The organism is Pseudomonas sp. FEN (genome assembly GCF_904067045.1).
GTDB lineage: Bacteria > Pseudomonadota > Gammaproteobacteria > Pseudomonadales > Pseudomonadaceae > Aquipseudomonas.
In genome coordinates, this window is the sequence record NZ_CAJFDC010000014.1 from 88,705 (window position 1) to 108,317 (window position 19,613).

The 19,613-nt window shown below is 60.6% G+C and carries 14 protein-coding genes; 10 read left to right on the forward strand and 4 right to left on the reverse strand.

Annotated features, from left to right (window positions below; translation table 11 throughout):
• Window positions 1-51 precede the first annotated feature (51 nt).
• Window positions 52-1,137, forward strand: coding sequence for an alkene reductase (locus tag PFEN_RS16880; protein WP_191487961.1), 1,086 nt, complete (start codon window positions 52-54; stop codon window positions 1,135-1,137).
• An 82-nt stretch (window positions 1,138-1,219) separates the two neighbouring features.
• Here PFEN_RS16880 and PFEN_RS16885 read toward each other — a convergent pair whose 3' ends face one another.
• Both PFEN_RS16885 and PFEN_RS16890 read right to left on the reverse strand, forming a co-directional pair.
• The gene (locus tag PFEN_RS16885) at window positions 1,220-2,143 is read right to left on the reverse strand and encodes a LysR family transcriptional regulator (protein ID WP_191487962.1); all 924 of its coding nucleotides are present in this window, start codon (window positions 2,141-2,143) and stop codon (window positions 1,220-1,222) included.
• A 4-nt stretch (window positions 2,144-2,147) separates the two neighbouring features.
• Complete coding sequence (locus PFEN_RS16890) at window positions 2,148-3,044, reverse strand: LysR family transcriptional regulator (protein ID WP_191487963.1); 897 nt, start codon at window positions 3,042-3,044, stop codon at window positions 2,148-2,150.
• Between the two features lie 102 nt (window positions 3,045-3,146).
• On the opposite strand from PFEN_RS16890, the gene PFEN_RS16895 reads away from it, so the two are divergent.
• On the forward strand, window positions 3,147-4,007 hold the full coding sequence (locus PFEN_RS16895; protein WP_191487964.1) for an aldo/keto reductase family oxidoreductase: 861 nt from the start codon (window positions 3,147-3,149) through the stop codon (window positions 4,005-4,007).
• A 108-nt stretch (window positions 4,008-4,115) separates the two neighbouring features.
• On the opposite strand, the gene PFEN_RS16900 is transcribed toward PFEN_RS16895, so the two are convergent.
• Window positions 4,116-6,044: a methyl-accepting chemotaxis protein gene (locus PFEN_RS16900; RefSeq protein WP_412071448.1), complete on the reverse strand. Its 1,929-nt coding sequence runs from the start codon at window positions 6,042-6,044 to the stop codon at window positions 4,116-4,118.
• Between the two features lie 280 nt (window positions 6,045-6,324).
• Window positions 6,325-7,893 carry a carbohydrate porin gene (locus PFEN_RS16905; RefSeq protein ID WP_191487966.1) on the reverse strand — a complete coding sequence of 523 codons (1,569 nt, stop codon included), beginning with the start codon at window positions 7,891-7,893 and terminating at the stop codon, window positions 6,325-6,327.
• Window positions 7,894-8,060: 167 nt separating this feature from the next.
• On the opposite strand from PFEN_RS16905, the gene PFEN_RS16910 reads away from it, so the two are divergent.
• The 8 genes from PFEN_RS16910 (at window position 8,061) to PFEN_RS16945 (ending at window position 19,606) form a co-directional block, all read left to right on the forward strand.
• Window positions 8,061-9,335, forward strand: a complete 1,275-nt coding sequence (locus PFEN_RS16910) for an ABC transporter substrate-binding protein (RefSeq protein WP_191487967.1) — start codon at window positions 8,061-8,063, stop codon at window positions 9,333-9,335.
• Between the two features lie 21 nt (window positions 9,336-9,356).
• Complete coding sequence (locus PFEN_RS16915; RefSeq protein ID WP_191487968.1) at window positions 9,357-10,319, forward strand: carbohydrate ABC transporter permease; 963 nt, start codon at window positions 9,357-9,359, stop codon at window positions 10,317-10,319.
• A complete protein-coding gene (locus tag PFEN_RS16920; protein WP_191487969.1) occupies window positions 10,316-11,158 on the forward strand; it encodes a carbohydrate ABC transporter permease in 843 nt (280 codons plus the stop codon). Before PFEN_RS16915 ends, PFEN_RS16920 begins: the two co-directional genes overlap by 4 nt.
• A 27-nt stretch (window positions 11,159-11,185) precedes the next feature.
• A complete protein-coding gene (locus PFEN_RS16925; protein ID WP_191487970.1) occupies window positions 11,186-12,343 on the forward strand; it encodes an ABC transporter ATP-binding protein in 1,158 nt (385 codons plus the stop codon).
• A 144-nt stretch (window positions 12,344-12,487) separates the two neighbouring features.
• Window positions 12,488-13,744, forward strand: coding sequence for a multidrug efflux RND transporter periplasmic adaptor subunit MexE (gene mexE / locus PFEN_RS16930; RefSeq protein ID WP_191487971.1), 1,257 nt, complete (start codon window positions 12,488-12,490; stop codon window positions 13,742-13,744).
• Window positions 13,745-13,756: 12 nt separating this feature from the next.
• Entirely contained in the window at window positions 13,757-16,936 is a 3,180-nt protein-coding gene (locus PFEN_RS16935) for an efflux RND transporter permease subunit (RefSeq protein WP_191487972.1), read from the forward strand.
• Complete coding sequence (locus PFEN_RS16940; protein WP_191487973.1) at window positions 16,933-18,363, forward strand: efflux transporter outer membrane subunit; 1,431 nt, start codon at window positions 16,933-16,935, stop codon at window positions 18,361-18,363. The genes PFEN_RS16935 and PFEN_RS16940 overlap by 4 nt, the downstream gene beginning before the upstream one ends.
• Before the next feature lie 190 nt (window positions 18,364-18,553).
• Window positions 18,554-19,606 (forward strand): tetratricopeptide repeat protein, encoded by a 1,053-nt coding sequence (locus PFEN_RS16945; protein ID WP_191487974.1) that lies wholly within the window; start codon window positions 18,554-18,556, stop codon window positions 19,604-19,606.
• Window positions 19,607-19,613: the final 7 nt, after the last annotated feature.

The window sequence follows — 19,613 nt, forward strand, 5'->3', positions numbered from 1 at the left end:
CTTACTGAACGTCCGAATCATCAGTTTGACCTGACCTTGAAGAGTTGAATCATGATCACCATCGATATCGATCGTCTGCTGTCCCCCGCTCAAATCGGCGCCCTGCCCTTGAAAAACCGCATGATCATGGCACCGATGACCCGCAGCCGCGCGGGCGAAGGCGACGTCGCAACCCCCCTTGTCGCCGAATATTATCGGCAACGCGCCAGTGCCGGCCTGATCATTACCGAAGGCTCGCAGATTTCGGCGCAGGGCAAGGGCTACATGAGAACGCCAGGGATCTTTACCGCCGCGCAAGTCGCCGGCTGGAAACAGGTCACCGAAGTAGTACACGCCGAGGGTGGGCGTATCTTCCTGCAGCTCTGGCATGTAGGGCGGCTTTCACATCCACTGGTGCAGCCCGCTGGCGCCCTGCCGGTCGCGCCGTCCGCGATCAAGGCCGATGGCGAAATCTACACGCCCGAAGGGCTAAAACCCTACGAAACCCCACGGGCACTGAACCTCGATGAGATCCCGGGCGTAATCAACGATTTCCGCCTGGCCGCCGAAAACGCCAAGCTGGCCGGCTTCGACGGCGTGGAGATCCATGGCGCGAACGGGTACTTGATCGACCAGTTCTTGCGCGACGGCACCAATACCCGGACCGATGCCTATGGCGGCTCCGTAGAGAATCGCGCTCGCTTTCTCAAAGAGGTGGTCGAGTCGGTCATCGAGGTTTTCGGTGCCAGCCGCGTGGGCGTTCGCCTTTCGCCCATCTTCAGCTATTTCTCCATGAGCGACAGCGATCCGCAGGCGACCTTCAACTACGCGGCCAAGATGCTCAGTCGCTATGGATTGGCTTATCTGCATGGCGTGCAACTGGGAGACGAAGCGTTCGATTTCACTGGATTCAAGCGCAGTTTCGCTGGCACTTACATCGCCAATGGCGGCTACGATGCGCAACGGGCGGCGGTAGCCTTGAGTGCTGGCGAGGCTGATCTGGTGGCGTTTGGCACGCCGTTTCTCGCCAATCCGGATCTGGTTGAACGCGTGCGCCTCAATGCGCCACTCAACACGCCGGTTCCCGCCACCTTCTACCAGGGTGAAGACCAGGGGTATACGGATTACCCGACTTTAAGCGCGCACGCAGCGGGGTGAGGTGCTGATTGATCGTGATGGAGGCGAACACAACTGCTCGCGGTGCTCGCCTCCCCTTGCCGCGTGGTAAAGACCATCAAAGCTACCGAGAAGGTGGCTCAGCCGGAAAGGCCTCCAGCCTCAGCTTCTCCATCACCAGGTCGATAAACGCCGAGACCGCCAGCGGCAAATGCCGTCGGCTCGGATAAAGCACATGCAAGCCATGACCCGCACGGTGGTACGTTGGCAGCACGGGCACTAACAGGCCTGTCTTGAGGTCGTGCCTGCTTAACGCCGACGGCAGCAGTGCAATGCCCAGACCGGCCACCGTGGCCTTGCGCAGAGCCTGGGCGGTGTTCGCATTGAACCGACTGGCGACCTGTACTTCTTCCTCGACACCGTCTGGCCCGACAAGACGCCAAGTGGTGAGGCGGCTGGGATGGCCAAAGCTCACGCAGTTGTGATTGAGTAAATCCCGTAGAGAATCAGGCGCACCGTGAGCAGCAATGTAGGCCGGACTGGCGACCAGGCCCTCTGCGCCGGCGTCGAGCAGTTGCCGCCCGACATAACCCGAGTCCGGTACTGGACCTCCACGAAAGGCGACATCGATCCGGTCGGCAATCAAGTCGGCATGAGCATCACTGAGCACAAAATCAAGTTGTACTCGCGGGTACTCAGCAAGAAAGTCGGCTACCCACTCCATAGGGAAAAAATCGAAGAAGTCAGCCATGGCCGCAACGCGCACCAAGCCACTGGGCTCCGCGCTGCCCGTCATCAGTTCCTGCCCGGCACCGATCAGACCATCCACCGCAGCGGCACAACGCTCGTGAAAGCTGCGTCCAGCACTCGTCAGTGTCAGCTTGCGGGTTGAGCGCTGCAGAAGTCGCGTAGCCAACTGCTCCTCAAGCTGTTGAACGCGTCGACTGACCGTATTGGGCGGCATGCCCAGTCGCCGGGCCGCTTCGGCAAAGCTGCCGCTGCGCACTACCTGCACAAACAATGCAATATCGTTCAGATCGAGTATCAACGTTTCAGTTTTCCTTTATGAAATCCACAAATGCTCTCAGTGGCGAGGGTAGGTAGTGACGCCCGGAATAGTAGAGAAAGGGGCCGGTAAAACCCTGCCACCATGACTCAAGCACGGGCTCCAGGGCGCCACTGTCCAGGTAAGGTCGCAACCAATCCTCGAACAGGTAGACAACGCCCAGACCATCCACTGCCGCCTGCACCGCCAATTCCACCGCGCCCCCCACATTGACCACCAATGGACCCGTCGGGTCGACGCTAACCGTTTCGCCGTTACGTTCGTAAACCCAAAGCGGCATCGCCCCACTGGGGAACTTGCCCCGCAAGCAGGCATGTTCAAGCAGGTCTCGCGGATGCTCGGGTCGACCTCTGGCGTCCAGATAGGTCGGCGACGCCGCCGTCGCGAAACGTTGAAATCGCGGACCGATGGGAATCGCAATCATGTCCTGCTCAAGACGCTCCTCATAACGGATCCCCGCGTCGCAACCCGCCGCGAGCATGTCGACAAAACTTTCCTCAATGACCACTTCCAGGGTGATGTCGGGATAGCTCTGCAGGAAGGGCGTGATAATGGACGGTAGCACCAGGCGCGCGGCGCTGACGGGTACGTTGAGCTTGAGTGTGCCCGACGGCCTGTCGCGAAAATCGTTGACCACATCAAGCGCCGCCGCCACTTCATCGAGTGCCGGCACGATGCGCTCCATCAGGCGTCTACCCGCCTCTGTCGGTACGACACTGCGGGTCGTGCGATTGAGCAAGCGCACACCCAGCCGGGCTTCCATGCGCCGAACCGCGTCGCTGAGGCTTGAAGCCGACTTGCCGCTCACCCGCCCTCCTTCTCGAAAACCACCGGCTTTCACCACGGCCATAAAGGCCAGCAAGTCTTGCATGTCCGCCGTCATTGTTCGCTCCACCGTACAGCCCGTACAGATTACGCATGATTATCAGTAAGACGGTCAATGCCTATAGTGGGCCATCACCCGCTATCTACCGAGGCGCAAGATATGAGCAATATCACTCAAGCAGGCAGTTTTTTACTGGGCACCCGCTCCGTCAACCGCATGGGCTATGGCGCGATGCAGTTGGCCGGCCCCGGGGTCTTCGGCCCGCCCAAGGATCCCGGGGCGGCCATCGCGGTACTACGCGAAGCGCTGGCCGCGGGGGTGAACCACATTGATACCGCGGACTTCTACGGTCCCCACGTCACCAACCGACTGATCCGCGAAGCGCTTCATCCTTACCCCAGTGACCTGGTGATTGTGACCAAGGTGGGGGCCGCACGCGGTCACGACGCTTCCTGGAATCCAGCGCAAAGCCCCGCCGAATTGACCCAGGCAGTGCATGACAATCTGCGCAATCTTCAGTTGGACGTTCTGGAAGTAGTGAATTTTCGCGCAATGGGAGATGTGCAGTCGCCTACGGAAGGCTCCATTGAAGAGCAAATCAGCGTGCTTGCCGAACTGCAGCAGCAGGGCCTGATCCGCCATCTGGGCTTGAGTAATGTCACCCAGACGCAGGTCAGGCAGGCTCAAAAGATCGCCCGGATAGTCTGCGTGCAGAATCATTACAACCTGTCGCATCGGCAGGATGAGTCACTCATCGCTGACCTGGGCAGGCAGGGCATCGCGTATGTACCGTTTTTCCCGATGGGCGGATTCACGCCACTTCAATCGCAAACCCTATCAGACGTCGCAAAACGGCTGGACGCGTTACCGATGCATGTTGCACTGGCGTGGCTGCTACAGCGAGCGCCGAACATCCTGTTGATTCCAGGAACCTCGTCCGTCGAGCATCTCAGGGAGAACCTGGCGGCGAGTGAGCTGGTCATTGATCGGGACCTGCTGACTGAACTGGAAGCCGCCTAGCCAGGTAAGGACACGCCGGGCAAACGAGGCTGGCATACCGACCAGCCCCGCCATTCGCGCGGGGCAAAGTCCTCCGGATGCGCGGGCTGAAGGCAGTGAGGCCCTACCCTAGGCCACCTTGAAGCGACTGACCAACTGCTGCTGGTGCTCGGCCAATCGCGACAGTTCCTGGCTGGTGATAGCCGTCTGCTCGGCACCGGCGCTGACCTGGATGACCAGGTCGTTGATCTCGTGCACGTTGCGATTGATATCCTCGGAAACCGCGCTCTGCTCCTCGGCGGCAGAGGCGATCTGGATATTTCGGTCACTGATACTGGCGACCCCCTCGGCGATCCGCACGAGCATTTCGCCGGCCCGCTCGACCTTGTCCGCGCCGGCCTGAGCCTTGTCGAGGGTCTCCTGCATCGACGCGCTGGCGCGGTCCGAGCCGGCCTGCAGATTGACGATCATTTGTTGGATATTGCCCGTGGACTCCTGGGTTTTCTGCGCCAGCGTGCGCACTTCGGAAGCGACCACCGCGAACCCACGGCCATGATCCCCCGCCCGCGCGGCCTCGATGGCCGCATTCAGGGCCAGCAGGTTGGTTTGGTCGGCGATGCCACGAATGACATCGAGTACAGAGGAAATCGCATCACTTTCATACTTGAGATCACCGATGATCGATGCCGTCTGCTCAGCCTGTTCCGACAACTGGCGAATCAATTCGATGGTCCCTTCGATTTCGCCGCGCCCTTGCTCCGTGCTGGTATTGACCTGTTGCGACAGTTGCGCCGCGTCGCTGGTGCTGCGGGCCACTTCGCGAACGGTGGCGCTCATTTCGTTGATCGCGGTGGCGACCAGTTCGGTCTCCTGGCGCTGTTGCTCGACGCTCTGGCTGGTCTGGAGCGTAACCAGAGAGGACTCTTCGGCCGCCGTGGCCACCTGGGCCGTGGCATTGCCGATGTCCTGCACGATATCCTTGATTTCTTGCGCCATGCTGTTCAGGTTACGCGCGATCTGGCCAAATTCATCCTTGCTTTCATAGCTCGCTCTAGCGGTGAGATCCCGCTGCGCAAGGCTGCACAGCACGCGATTCACCTCCCCGACCGCCTCGTTGATATTACGAATGATCAGGTATGAAAGCACCGATACCGCCAGCAAGGCCACAATCGCACCGCCAATGGTCAGCCACAGGGCCCGGCTCGCGTCATCGCGTCTGTGGCTGGCGAGAAGGCTGACACTTTGCCCCAGCGCCTCTTCGACTTCGCTCATCAGGTCAATGCGTTGCGTGGCGGTGTCGAACCATGCCTGGGGCTTGATACCGAGCGGCTGGCCCAGGGGCACTTCAAACGCCAGGCGCTGCAAGCGGCCCACTTCGACCGCCGCGGAGGTTTGCATATTCTTGTCGAACTGCTGCAGGGAAGTCGCCGGAGCCTTGCGACGGAACGCGTCGGAATAAGCGGAAAACTCCCCAAGATTACGGCTGAAACTCGAAAGTAGCGTCTCATCGAAATGGTCCTGGCTGAACACCAGGCCGAGTAACACGCGCTCGCGGCCGGCGCGCTCTTTCATTTCAATGAACTGGTTGAGCGCGCCGAGTGTATAAGCAATAGTTGCATTATTGACGCGCGCTTCGAGTGAATGCGTATAACCCATCAATAGTTGAATAATCGCAGTATAACGCATGCCGGAATCAGCACTGCTGATGACCAGTTTGTCGACCTGGGCACGAATTTCCGGCAAACCATCGAGTGCGCGCAGGACACCATCAAGATCGTCGGTGGATGATACGGGCAATCCACGCACCGCCTCGATCGAAGTATTGGAGTCCTTGCGCATCTGGGCCAGACGGTCACCCATTGCAGCACCGCGACTGCCCAGGAACACGCCACTGATACCACGCTCACGCTGCAGCGTGGTAATAAGCCGGCTCAATTTCTGCGCGGTGGCGCTGGCGCTCACGGTCGTGTCCATATCCCGGAGGGTTTTATAGTTATCGACGACAAAGACCCCGGCAAGTGTCAGGAAACCCAATAATGGCAGTAGCAGAATCAACATCAGCTTCATCCGCAGGGGAAGATTTTCTAGCATAGTCCTTCAAGCCTTCAATGTGCGTTAGTGAAGTTGGCGCGCGATGAAGTGGCTTGTTTTTATCCCCCTGTGCGCGGGATCATCTTACTCACTATATGCATGAGCCGGGAGGGTTTCGTTTTCAAATTTTATTGACAGTAAGCGCCCAGCACAATACCCGCTCAATCACCTTGATTTGAATCAATGGCACGACCAGCAAACATCCGTATCGGTTATGACACGGAGTTTGTCGCCGATAAAACAGACATTAGAACCAGGTTTCCATCTGTATGCCGTATTGCCATACTCCCCCGGCGCCGAAATCGGTTTTGCCAAAGGCGTCCGAGGTACTGTATCTGTCCAGGTCCGCGGACCAGTTCATATAGCTTGCAAATACTCGCAACTCAGGACGTGTGAGCAGGTCTCCAACATCGGGCTTGAAGGTCGGCGCGACAGTAAATTTCCAGAAGTTACCGTTGACCGCATTACGTTGCAGATAGGCCTTGGGATCGAGATTCATGGTTTGCCAGCTCAGTTCGTAGGCCATCTCGAAATTGCTGTTGATTTCGTTGGCCAAACGCATGTTCAGGGTCAGCCAGCGATAGTCGTCACCCTTGACGTATCTATTCCTGCTTTGTTCGGCCAGCAAGCTGGGGCCGATGCGCCAGCCCGGCGCAACGGGGGTCTCGCCAAAAAGCGCCAGGCGCAGAGTACGGGCATCGCTGATCAGTTCGCCATCCGAACCAATATTCTTGACCTCCGCCCCCAGACCTTGCCCATAGAGCAGCGCCGTTTTGAAGAAGCCTTCCCTGCCGAAAAAGTTTTTCTGGTGATTGGCCAACATGCTGTGCATGCCGGAATCCGCTGGCGCCAACCCCGCCGCATTGGTACGGGTAGCAAAATCGTTATTTTTTGCGCCGATGGCGTTGAACATCCACTGCCACTGACCATCATCGAAGAACTGGTTGGAGGTCAGGATATAGCTTTGCACCTTTGCATCAACACCGGCCTGGCTGAAATCCCCGTAACTCCGCCCGATCAAGGAATAGTTCGAGCGCCAATTCCTGTTCATCTGCACATCGTAGATCCCCCCTCCGGTGCCCGCCAGAAAGACGACGTCCGAGTCCAGCCAGTGGATGTCGAAGTTATCTCGGTCAAATCGCTTGCCTGCCCACAGGGTGGCGTTCTCGAACACTGAGTTGCCCTTGAACGCGGCGAGATGGTCGAGTTCCGCGAATACCTGGCGCACGTTCAACTTGCTTTCGCTGGCCGTCCAGTCATTGGCACTCTCCACACCGTCGGCGATGGAGACCGTGAACTTGGAACGGGTACCGTTTTGCGCATGGATCTCCTTCGACAGGTCCATCCGCATGTAGGTGTCGTCTTCATTACCGAGTCGCCCAACGGCCCCCCCCACAGAACCGGCCGGGGTGGTATAGGGCCCGCCACGACCGCCACCCAGCCCATCGCCAATCAGCAATCCGGAACGGGCGTAGCCTTTGAAGCTGAATCCATCGGTGAGATGTTCAGTACCGCCCTGCTTTTCCATGCTCTGCTGGCGGGCTTCGAGTTTTTCCACTCGGGCATCCAAAGTAGTCGGCGCCGGAAGGGCCGTCACGGTGGGCGAAGCGGGCTGCAAGGCGGGATTGGCGAGTCTGATCTGCTGCAATTCCCTCGCGAGCTCCTGGGTTTGCCGCTCGGCTGCCGCCGCGCGCTTTTCCGCGGCGCTTGCACGGGCTTCAAACGCACTCATGCGCTCTTCCAGAGTATCGGCCTGGGTGATGGCCGCCGACGTGCCGAGCACGCCTGCGAGTAGCCAGCTTGATGCTTTCTGCATTTGGATGTCCTGTCTTGTTTTTATGGTTTTGCACGAATGGCCATCCTTTTTTCCGTGAATTTGGGAATTGTCCGGATCGCAGGAAAAAGGATGTCAGATCTCAAATACGCTGCTACATTGGCGATGGTAACGTTAACTTTTATAAAAACAAAAATAAAGAGGGCTCTATGAAACAGCTGAAAACTCTCCTTCCCGCAGCTCTGCTCACCTTCTGCGCTGCGCTTCCATCCCTCTCGAGCGCGGCCGACTTGACGATCTCGTGCGGTGCGGTGGGCGCGGAATTACAACTCTGCAAGGAGGCTGTCGAGGCGTGGTCGAAACAGACCGGCCATAACGTCGAGGTGGTATCCACGCCTAACTCGGCGACCGAGAGGCTGTCTTTTTACCAACAGATCCTCAGCGCGCAGTCCGCCGACATCGACATTATCCAAATCGATATGGTGTGGCCGGGGATGCTGGCCAATCATTTGATGGACCTGCGGGAGGTGCTTGCAGCCGACGCCACCCAAGGCTACTTCCAGTCACAGGTGGATAACGCCACGGTGAATGGGCGACTGGTGACGATGCCTTGGTTCACCGACTCCGGGCTGCTGTACTACCGCAAGGACTTGCTCGACAAGTACAACAAGCCGGTTCCCCAGACCTGGGAAGAAATGACCTCTACCGCCAGGGAGGTTCAACAGGCCGAGCGCAACGCCGGAAACCCCAATATGTGGGGCTACCTGTTCCAAGGGCGCGCCTATGAGGGCCTGACATGTAATGCCCTGGAATGGATCAGCAGCCAACCGGAGGGCGGGCTGGTCGATCCACAAGGAGAGATCCTGATCAACCGCCAGGCCTCAAGGACTGCTTTGACCTTGGCGAAAAGCTGGGTTGGAGATATCTCCCCGCGCGGCGTACTCAATTACACCGAGGAAGAAGGACGTGGCGTATTTCAATCGGGAAATGCGCTGTTCATGCGTAACTGGCCTTATGTCTGGGCCCTGGTGCAAAACCAGGACAGTGCCGTCAAAGACAAGGTCGGGGTCGCGCCCCTGCCCAAAGGCGGCACCGCCGGCACGCACGCCTCGACCCTTGGCGGCTGGGGCCTGGCGGTGTCACGTTACAGCGCCAACCCAAAGCTGGCCGCGCAACTGGTGACCTATCTGACCAGTGCTCGGCAGCAAAAACATCGCGCCCTGGCAGGCGGCTATAACCCGGTTATCGAATCGCTCTATCAAGATCCCGAACTGCTCAAGGCAATGCCTTATTACAGCCAGCTCCAGGGCATTCTCAACGATGGGGTCATGCGCCCCGCATCGATAACCGCCGAACGCTATCCACGAGTCTCCAATGCGTTCTTTGACCGGGTACATGGCGTGCTGGCGGGCGAACTGCCGGTCGATCAGGCATTGGCCGAGCTGGAAAGCGAACTCACGCGTATCAAACGCCGGAACTGGTAAGCCACAAGGAAGGAAATCGCCATGTCTGTCTCTGCTATTCATGCTCCTCGCGATGAGAACCTCCCGGTCAGGGAAACGCCCGTACAGCGCCGCCGCGTGCGCGCCGCCTGGCTATTCCTGACACCGATGCTGATCTGTCTGGCCCTGGTGGCGGCCTGGCCGCTGCTGCGCACATTCTGGTTCAGCCTGACCGACGCCGACCTGTCGAACAGTCGTGGCGGCACCTTCGTCGGCCTGAGCAATTATCTGTTCTACAACGGCACCCACTGGTCAGGCATCCTGGTCGATCCACAGTGGTGGAACGCGGTACGCAACACCTTGCATTTCACGGTTATTTCGGTGGGATTGGAAATCGTACTGGGGCTGTCGGTGGCGTTGCTATTGAACACCAGGTTCAGCGGACGCTCCCTGGTACGCGCCTTGATTCTGATTCCTTGGGCGATTCCGACGATTGTCTCGGCGAAGATCTGGTCATGGATGCTCAACGACCAGTTCGGCATCATCAATCACCTGATGTTAAGCCTCGGCCTGATCGATTCACCCCTGGCCTGGACGGCAGATGCCGATCTGTCGATGTGGGCGGTCATCATTGTCGACGTCTGGAAGACCATCCCCTTTGTCACACTGCTGATGCTTGCGGCCTTGCAGATGTTGCCGGGTGATTGCTACGAAGCCGCCCGGGTCGATGGCATTCACCCGCTGAAAGTATTCTGGCATGTCACGCTTCCGCTGCTGATGCCCGCGCTGCTGGTGGCGGCGATCTTCCGCATCCTCGATTCCCTGCGGGTATTCGACGTTATCTATGTGCTGACCTCGAACGCTTCGAGCACCATGAGCATGTCCGTGTATGCCCGCCAGCAGTTGGTGGAGTTCCAGGACGTTGGCTACGGCAGCGCGGCCTCGACGCTGCTGTTTCTGGTCGTGGCGGTGATCGCGGTGCTTTACCTCTATCTCGGACGCCAGCAACTGGAGGTCCGCTCATGACCCCGCGACAATTCAAAAAAGCACTGTTGCGCATCGGATTCTGGTGCCTGATCGGGATACTGCTGCTGTACGCGGTCTTCCCTTTCTATTACGCCATAGTCACGTCGCTCAAACCCTCCAGTGCCTTGTTCGAGGTGAGCTATTGGCTTGCTCGCCCCGACTTCTCCAACTATGCGGCGGTACTCCAGCAAGCCTCGTTCCTGCGGGCGATCGCCAACTCGCTGTTCGTGGCGATCTGTGTGGTGGCCCTGGCGCTGTTCCTCGGCCTCACCGCCGCCTATGCCTTGGGCCGGGTAAAGTTCCGCGGCCGCGGCACCGTCTTGCTGTTGGTCCTCGGCGTATCCATGTTTCCCCAGGTCGCCGTGCTGTCGGGACTGTTCGAAGTCATCCGCGCCCTGGGCCTATACAACACATCCTCGGCGCTGATTCTGAGCTACACCATTTTCACCTTGCCCTTCACCGTCTGGGTACTGACCACCTTCATGGGGCAACTGCCCCATGAGTTGGAAGAAGCGGCAATCATGGATGGCGCTTCGCCCTGGGTCACGCTTACCCGAGTGCTGTTGCCGCTGCTCTGGCCCGCGCTGGTCACCACTGGCCTGCTGGCCTTCATCGCCGCCTGGAATGAGTTCCTTTTTGCCCTGACCTTCACCCTGACCGACCCGCAACGCACGGTGCCGGTCGCCATCGCCTTGATTTCCGGCGGGAGCCCGCATGAGTTGCCCTGGGGATTGTTGATGGCCGCATCGGTGTTGGTCACCGTCCCACTGGTGATTCTGGTGCTGATCTTCCAGCGCCGAATCGTTTCCGGTCTCACTACCGGCGCGTTAAAGGGTTGATGCCCAATAAATACAAGGAACAGCATCGTGATCAAGTTGAAGCTGGACAACGTGAACAAACAATTGGGCGGCATGCGGATTCTGCGCGACATCAGCCTGGAGATCGCCGCGGGGCAGTTCGTGGTTTTCGTCGGCCCTTCGGGCTGTGGAAAGTCGACCCTGCTGCGACTGATCGCCGGACTGGACTCGATCTGCGGCGGTGACCTGTTGATCGATGGCCGTCGGGTCAACGACCTGGAGCCATGCGAACGAGGCGTCGGCATGGTGTTTCAGTCTTATGCGCTTTATCCGCATATGAGTGTCTACGACAACATCGGTTTTGGCCTCAAACTGGCCAAGCTTGAAAAGCGTGGTCTGCGCGAACGCGTGTTGAAAACGGCGCAAATCCTGCAACTGGACAAACTGCTGCAACGCAAGCCAAAGGAGCTCTCCGGAGGCCAGCGTCAGCGTGTAGCCATGGGCCGGGCCATGGCGCGGGAACCGGATATTCTGTTATTCGATGAGCCGCTGTCCAACCTCGATGCCTCCCTGCGGGTGCAGATGCGCAATGAAATCGCCCGGCTGCACGATCGACTGGGCTCGACGATGATCTACGTCACCCACGACCAGGTTGAAGCGATGACCCTGGCCGACAAAATTGTCGTGCTCAATGGCGGTCGCATAGAGCAGATCGGCTCGCCACGCGAACTCTATGAGCATCCGGCCAGCCGCTTTGTCGCCGGTTTTCTGGGGGCGCCCAGGATGAACTTCCTGGCGGCGCGCCTGCACGCCCCAGGCAAAAGCAGCTTGTTGGACACTCCCGTATTGGGTATGACGGCCCTGCCCTTCGACAGTTCGAACCTGGCTGCGGACACCCCGCTGAGCCTGGGGATTCGCCCTGAACACGTGTCGCTCAAGGCGGCAGAGGGTAGCGCCGGCGTCATCGTGACCGGGGTCGAGTACCTGGGCAGCGAAACTTATGTACACCTCGACACCGGCCAGGACGAACCACTGATCTGTCGTTGCGAGGTCAACGCCGGATGGCAATCAGGCGATCGTGTCGAGCTGCGGCTGGATATCGACAACCTGCACCTGTTCAACGCCGACGGCACAGCCTTGGCACGTCACGCACACGCCATTGAAACCTTGCCGGATTCAGCGCCGGCATTCCAGACAACGGCGATTTGTCATTTCAAGAATAGATAGCCCCCTAACGAAAGGCGTATACTGGAGAGCTGGGGGCGGCTTGATATCATTCCGAATGATAGTTACCTTCGCTTCATTCGATTCGTGTGCGATCACCGCCCACAGCATGATCCGCTCATCTCAATAGATTGGCGGACTCCCCCCATGGAACAGTCACTTAAACTTTTGCGCTTTCCTTTGGCTGCCCTGGCAGTCGTGGTGATGAGCGCTTGTGGTAAAGCGCCCGTGGCGGCAGGTGGTGCGATGCCGGCAGCCAAGGTCAGCGTGGCCAAGGTCATCGAACAACCGGTCAATGAATGGGACGAGTTCACTGGTCGTCTCGAAGCCCCGGAAACCGTCGAGATCCGTCCGCGCGTCTCTGGCCAGATCGATTCAGTGGCCTTCACCGAAGGCGCACTGGTGAAGAAAGGCGACCTGTTGTTCCAGATCGACCCACGCCCCTACCAGGCTGAAGTCCATCGTCTCGAAGCGCAATTGCAACAAGCCCGGGCCAGCGCCAGCCGTAGCGCCAACGAAGCCGAACGCGGCAAGCGCCTGTTGACCAGCAACGCGATCTCCGCCGAACTGGCCGACACCCGCAGCAGCTCCGCTCAGGAAGCCAAGGCCGCGGTCGACGCCACCCAGGCGCAGTTGGACCTGGCGAAACTGAACCTGAGCTTCACCCGCGTCACCGCCCCGATCAGCGGCCGGGTCAGCCGTGCCGAAATCACCGCCGGCAACATTGTCAGTGCCGATGTCACGGCGCTGACCAGCGTGGTCTCCACCGACAAGGTCTACGCCTACTTCGATGCCGATGAGCGGGTCTACCTCAAGTACAGCCAACTGGCGCGCCAGGGCAAGCGTGGTCAGAGCACCCCGGTCTACCTCGGGCTGTCCAACGAAACCGGCAACCCGCACCTGGGCCAGATGAACTTCGTCGACAACCAGGTCAATCCCAAGACCGGCACCATTCGTGGGCGCGCCGTATTCGACAACAGCGACGGCGCCTTCACCCCGGGCCTGTATGCGCGCCTGAAGCTGGTCGGCAGCGGCACTTACGCCGCCGTGCTGATCAACGACGAAGCGGTCGGTACCGACCTTGGCAAGAAGTTCGTGCTGGTCATGGACGCCGACAAGAAAACCGTTTACCGCGCGGTCGAACTGGGTCCGAAGATCGAAGGTTTGCGCATCGTGCGCAATGGCCTGAGCAAGGATGACACGATCATCGTCAAGGGCCTGCAACGCGTTCGCCCAGGCTCGCCGGTGGAACCTGAGGTCATCCCGATGGCTTCCAAGGAAACCCTCGCGGCCCTGGCCCTGCAAAAACAAGCCCTGGAAGCCAGCAACCTGCCCCAGGTCACGCCCGTCAAGAGTGCGCCGGCCCAGGCCACCAAGCTGGCCGCAGCGACTCCACGCGGTTAAGGGATACACACGATGAATTTTTCCCAGTTCTTCATATCAAGACCGATCTTCGCGGCGGTGCTTTCGCTGCTGATCCTGATCGCCGGCGCTATCTCGCTGTTCCAGTTGCCCATCAGCGAATACCCGGAAGTGGTGCCGCCGACCGTGGTCGTGCGCGCCAACTTCCCCGGCGCCAACCCCAAGGTCATCGGTGAAACCGTGGCCGCCCCGTTGGAGCAGGCGATTACCGGTGTCGAGAACATGCTCTACATGTCCTCGCAATCCACCGCCGACGGCAAGCTGACCCTGACCATCACCTTCGCCCTCGGCACCAACCTGGATAACGCCCAGGTCCAGGTGCAGAACCGCGTGACCCGCACCCAGCCAAAACTGCCGGTGGAAGTGACCCGGATCGGGATCACCGTCGACAAGGCCTCGCCCGACCTGACCATGGTCGTGCACTTGACCTCGCCGGACAAACGCTACGACATGCTCTACCTGTCCAACTACGCCTTGCTCAATATCAAGGACGAGTTGGCGCGCCTCGGCGGCGTGGGTGACGTGCAACTGTTCGGCATGGGCGATTACTCCCTGCGGGTCTGGCTCGACCCGAACAAGACCGCTTCGCGCAACCTGACCGCCACCGATGTGGTCAACGCCATTCGCGAGCAGAACCGTCAGGTCGCGGCCGGTCAGTTGGGCGCCCCGCCCGCCCCCAACGCCACTAGTTTCCAGCTGTCGGTCAATGCCCAGGGCCGCCTGGTTTCCGAGGAAGAGTTCGAGAATATCGTCATTCGCGCCGGCGACGACGGTGAAATCACCCGTCTGAAAGATATCGCCCGGGTCGAACTCGGCTCCAGCCAATATGCCCTGCGCTCGCTGCTGGACAATCAGCCGGCGGTGGCGATCCCGATCTTCCAGCGTCCGGGCTCCAACGCCATCGAGATCTCCAATGAAGTCCGCGCCAAGATGGTCGAGCTGAAGAAGGACTTCCCCGAAGGCATGGACTTCAGCATCGTCTACGACCCGACGATCTTCGTTCGCGGCTCCATCGAAGCGGTGGTCCACACCCTGTTCGAGGCGCTGATCCTCGTGGTGCTGGTGGTGATCCTGTTCCTGCAGACCTGGCGCGCCTCGATCATCCCGCTGGTGGCCGTACCGGTGTCGCTGATCGGTACCTTCGCGGTCATGCACCTGTTCGGTTTCTCGCTCAACGCCCTGTCGCTGTTCGGCCTGGTCCTGGCCATCGGTATCGTGGTCGACGATGCCATCGTGGTGGTGGAGAACGTCGAACGGAACATCGGTCTGGGCCTCAACCCGGTGGAAGCGACCAAGCGCGCCATGCGTGAAGTAACCGGTCCCATCATCGCCACGGCCCTGGTGCTGTGTGCGGTGTTTATCCCGGCTGCGTTCATCTCTGGCCTGACCGGGCAGTTCTACAAGCAGTTCGCCCTGACCATCGCCATCTCCACCGTGATCTCGGCGTTCAACTCGCTGACGCTGTCCCCGGCATTGGCGGCGGTACTGCTCAAGAGCCACGACGCGCCGAAGGATCGTTTCTCCAAGGTCCTCGACAAACTGCTGGGCAGCTGGCTGTTCCGTCCATTCAACCGTTTCTTCGACCGCGCCAGCCATGGTTATGTCGGCACCGTGACCCGGGTGATCCGCGCCAGTGGCATCGCCGTGGTGTTGTATGCCGGCCTGATGGTCCTGACCTGGTTTGGTTTCGCCAGTACCCCGACCGGATTCGTTCCGGCCCAGGACAAGCAATACCTGGTGGCCTTCGCCCAGTTGCCGGATGCGGCGAGCCTGGACCGCACGGAAGACGTGATCAAGCGCATGTCCGACCTGGCCCTGAAACAGCCAGGCGTGGAAAGCGCGGTGGCCTTCCCCGGCCTGTCGATCAATGGTTTCACCAACAGCCCGAACGCCGGTATCGTCTTCGTGACCCTGAAGCCTTTCGACCAGCGCAAGGACCCAAGCCAGTCGGCCGGGGCCATCGCCGGCGCCCTGAACGGCAAGTTCGCCGGAATCCAGGAAGCCTACATGGCGATCTTCCCGCCACCACCGGTACAAGGCCTGGGCACCATCGGTGGCTTCCGCCTGCAGATCGAAGACCGTGGCAACCTCGGTTACGACGAACTGTACAAGGAGACCATGAACATCATCGGCAAGAGCCGCAGCGTGCCGGAGCTGGCCGGGTTGTTCACCAGCTATACGGTCAACGTGCCACAGGTCGATGCCGCCATCGACCGGGAAAAGGCCAAGACCCACGGCGTCGCCGTCAGCGACATCTTCGACACCCTGCAGATCTACCTGGGTTCGCTGTATGCCAATGACTTCAACCGCTTCGGTCGCACCTATCAGGTCAACGTCCAGGCCGAACAGCAGTTCCGCCTCGAGTCCGAGCAGATCGGCCAGCTGAAAGTGCGTAACAGCAAGGGCGAGATGATCCCGCTGGCGACCTTCATCAAAACCAGCGACACCTCGGGGCCGGACCGCGTCATGCACTACAACGGCTTCATTACCGCGGAAATCAATGGCGCCGCCGCACCGGGCTACAGCTCCGGCCAGGCCCAGGCAGCCATCGAGAAACTGCTCAAGGATGAACTGCCCAACGGCATGACCTACGAGTGGACCGACCTGACCTACCAGCAGATCCTCTCGGGCAACACCGCACTGTTCGTGTTCCCGCTCTGCGTACTGCTGGCGTTCCTGGTCCTGGCCGCCCAATACGAAAGCTGGAGCCTGCCGCTGGCAGTGATCCTGATCGTGCCGATGACCCTGCTGTCGGCCATTACCGGGGTGATTGCCTCCGGTGGCGACAACAACATCTTCACCCAGATCGGCTTGATCGTGCTGGTGGGCCTGGCGTGCAAGAACGCGATCCTGATCGTCGAGTTCGCCAAGGATAAGCAGCAAGAAGGCCTCGATCCGCTGAGCGCGGTGCTGGAAGCCTGCCGCCTGCGTCTGCGGCCGATCCTGATGACCTCCTTCGCCTTCATCATGGGCGTGGTGCCCCTGGTGTTCTCCAGCGGTGCCGGTGCCGAGATGCGCCATGCCATGGGGGTCGCGGTGTTCTCCGGGATGCTCGGGGTGACCTTCTTCGGTCTGCTGCTGACGCCGGTGTTCTATGTATTGATTCGCCGCTTTGTCGAGCGCAGTGACGCTCGCAAGGCCGCCCGGGCCCTCAAGTTGGAGGCGCAACAATGAGTAGTAGCAGTCTGAAGGCTTTTCTGCCGAGCTTGCTGGTCCTGGCGCTGAGCGCCTGCGCCGTCGGCCCGGACTACAAGACTCCGGCCACCGAGAAGGCGAACATCACTGCCGCCGATGGCAGCGCCGTTCAGAAAAACTATGACCGCGCGCACTTCCAGGGAATCTGGTGGCAGCAGTTCGATGATCCGACCCTGAACCAGCTGGTGTCCCAGTCACTGGCCGGCAACCGGGAATTGCGCGTGGCCTTCGCCCGCCTGAAAGCCTCGCGGGCGATCCGTGACGATGTCAGCGACGACGCCATGCCGACCATCACCAGCCGCGCCAGCGCCAACGTGGGCAAGGGCCAGGTGCCGGGCACCACCGAGCAGCGGGTCAACAGCGAACGCTATGACCTGGGGCTGGACATGGCCTGGGAAGTCGACCTGTTCGGCCGGATCCGGCGCAATCTGGAAGCGGCCGATGCCGACCAGCAAGTGGCCGAAGCCGACCTCTACCAGCTGCAAGTCACCATGATTGCCGAACTGGTGGATGCCTACGGCCAACTGCGTGGCGCACAACTGCGGGAAAAGATCGCCCTGGCCAACCTGAAGAACCAGCAGGAATCCAAGGGCATCACCGAAAGCCTGCGTGACGCCGGAGTCGGCGATCAGCTCGACGTGGTCCGGGCCGATGCGCGCCTGGCGGCGGTCGAGGCCACGGTGCCGCAACTGCAGGCCGAGCAGGCCCGCGAGCGCAATCGTATCGCGACGTTGCTGGGCGAGCGTCCGGATACGCTGTCGGTGGACCTGGGACCGAAGGACCTGCCGGCAATTTCCAAGGCCCTGGCCATTGGCAATCCGGGCGACCTGCTGCAGCGCCGTCCGGATATCGTCAGCGCAGAACGCAAGCTGGCCGCCGCCACCGCGCGGATCGGCGTGGCCAAGGCCGACCTGTTCCCCCGGGTCAGCCTCAGTGGCTTCCTCGGTTTCACCGCCGGGCGTGGTTCGCAGATTGGCTCGTCCGCCGCCAATGCCTGGGCCCTGGGCCCGAGCATCACCTGGCCGGCGTTCAACCTCGGCAGCGTCAAGGCTCGCCTGCGCGGTGCCAACGCCGAGGCCGAGGGCGCGCTGGCCAGCTACGAGCAGCAAGTGTTGCTGGCCCTGGAAGAATCGCAAAACGCCTTCAGCGATTACGGCAAGCGTCAGCAGCGCCTGATCTCGCTGATTCGCCAGAGCGAATCGAGCCGCGCCGCCGCCGACCTGGCTGCGATACGCTACCGCGAAGGCACCGCCGACTTCCTGGTGCTGCTCGACGCCCAGCGCGAACGCCTGGCCGCCGAGGACAGCCAGGCTCAGGCCGAAACCGATTTGTATCGCGGCATCGTGGCGATCTATAAGTCACTGGGTGGCGGCTACGAGCCGCAGACGCTGGCCAGTAGCAACTGATTCAAGACCTCCCGGGGTTGGATGCCCTCCGACCCTTTTTCAGCCCCGCCGCCAATTGGTCGCGGGGCTTTTTTTCGTCGGTGTTGAAACCAGCCGGCAGTGTACCGACTTGAGGCACGGGTTTGACTCCTGGGCGTGGCTGACCGAAGCTGGTGCATCCAGGAAACGCTCGCCAGCTCACGGACCCTGCATGACCAAGCCTCACCGCTACCTGCTGATCAGCCTGTTGCTATTGCTTGCCCTCGGCCTTGTCTGGCACTGGCTGCCCGGCAAGCTCCCCAGCCCCCAGGCCCCGCACATCAATTACGGCCAGGCGCTCAAACAGGCGCGCAATGGCCTACCCGGAGCGGCACGGGTGCTCTACCAGCAACTGACCCGAACCGACCTGTCGGATATCCGCCGGGTCGCCCTGCATGTGGAGTTGCCCAACTACCCCAGCCCGCAGGCCCTGAAACTGGCCGATGCGGACTTGCGCAATCCCTCGCCGTTGGTCCGCGAAGCCGCGATCCAGAGTGTTGTCGGCCTGGTCCCCGGCGCCCAGCGCAGCCTGTTGCTCGGCCCGGTTCTGGAAGACCACGAGCAATCCGTGCGCTTCGCTGCCGCCAACGCCATGCTTGGCCTGTCACCGGACGACCAGGGCTTGTATTACGGCCCTCTGCAACAGGTGGTGGACGAGTACGAGCGGACCCTGGTCGCCCAACCGGAAAGCGCCGAGGCCCAGTTTCAGTTGGCCCGCCTGTATCTGCACGAAGGCCAGTTGGACAAGGCACAAGCCGCGCTGGAGCATGTCTCGCGTCTGGAACCGGACAACCTCAAGGCCCTGGTGGCCCAGGTCGAACTGCTGGACAAGCGTGGCCAGTCGGACCAGGCCCGGCAGCTGCTGGCCAAGCAACTGCAGGCGCAGCCGCAATCGGCCTACCTGCAACATGCCCTGGGCGTCTGGCTGCTGCACCACGGCCAGACCGAGTACGCCTTGCTGGGGCTGGCCAAGGCGGTGGAGCTGCAACCGGAGAACGCCGATTACCGTTACAAGCTCGCCACCACCCTGCATGACTTGCAGCAGGTCGAGGCGGCCCAGCGGCAGTTGGAGGAAGTTGTCCAGCGCCAACCGTCGAACCGCAAGGCCCGGGTGCTGCTGATCAACTACTGGAAGGAAACCGGACAGTTGCAGAACGTGCAGATCCTGCTCGCCCAGTTGGAGCAACAGAACCCCGATGACCCGGCGTTGCAACAGGGGCTGTAGTGGGGAT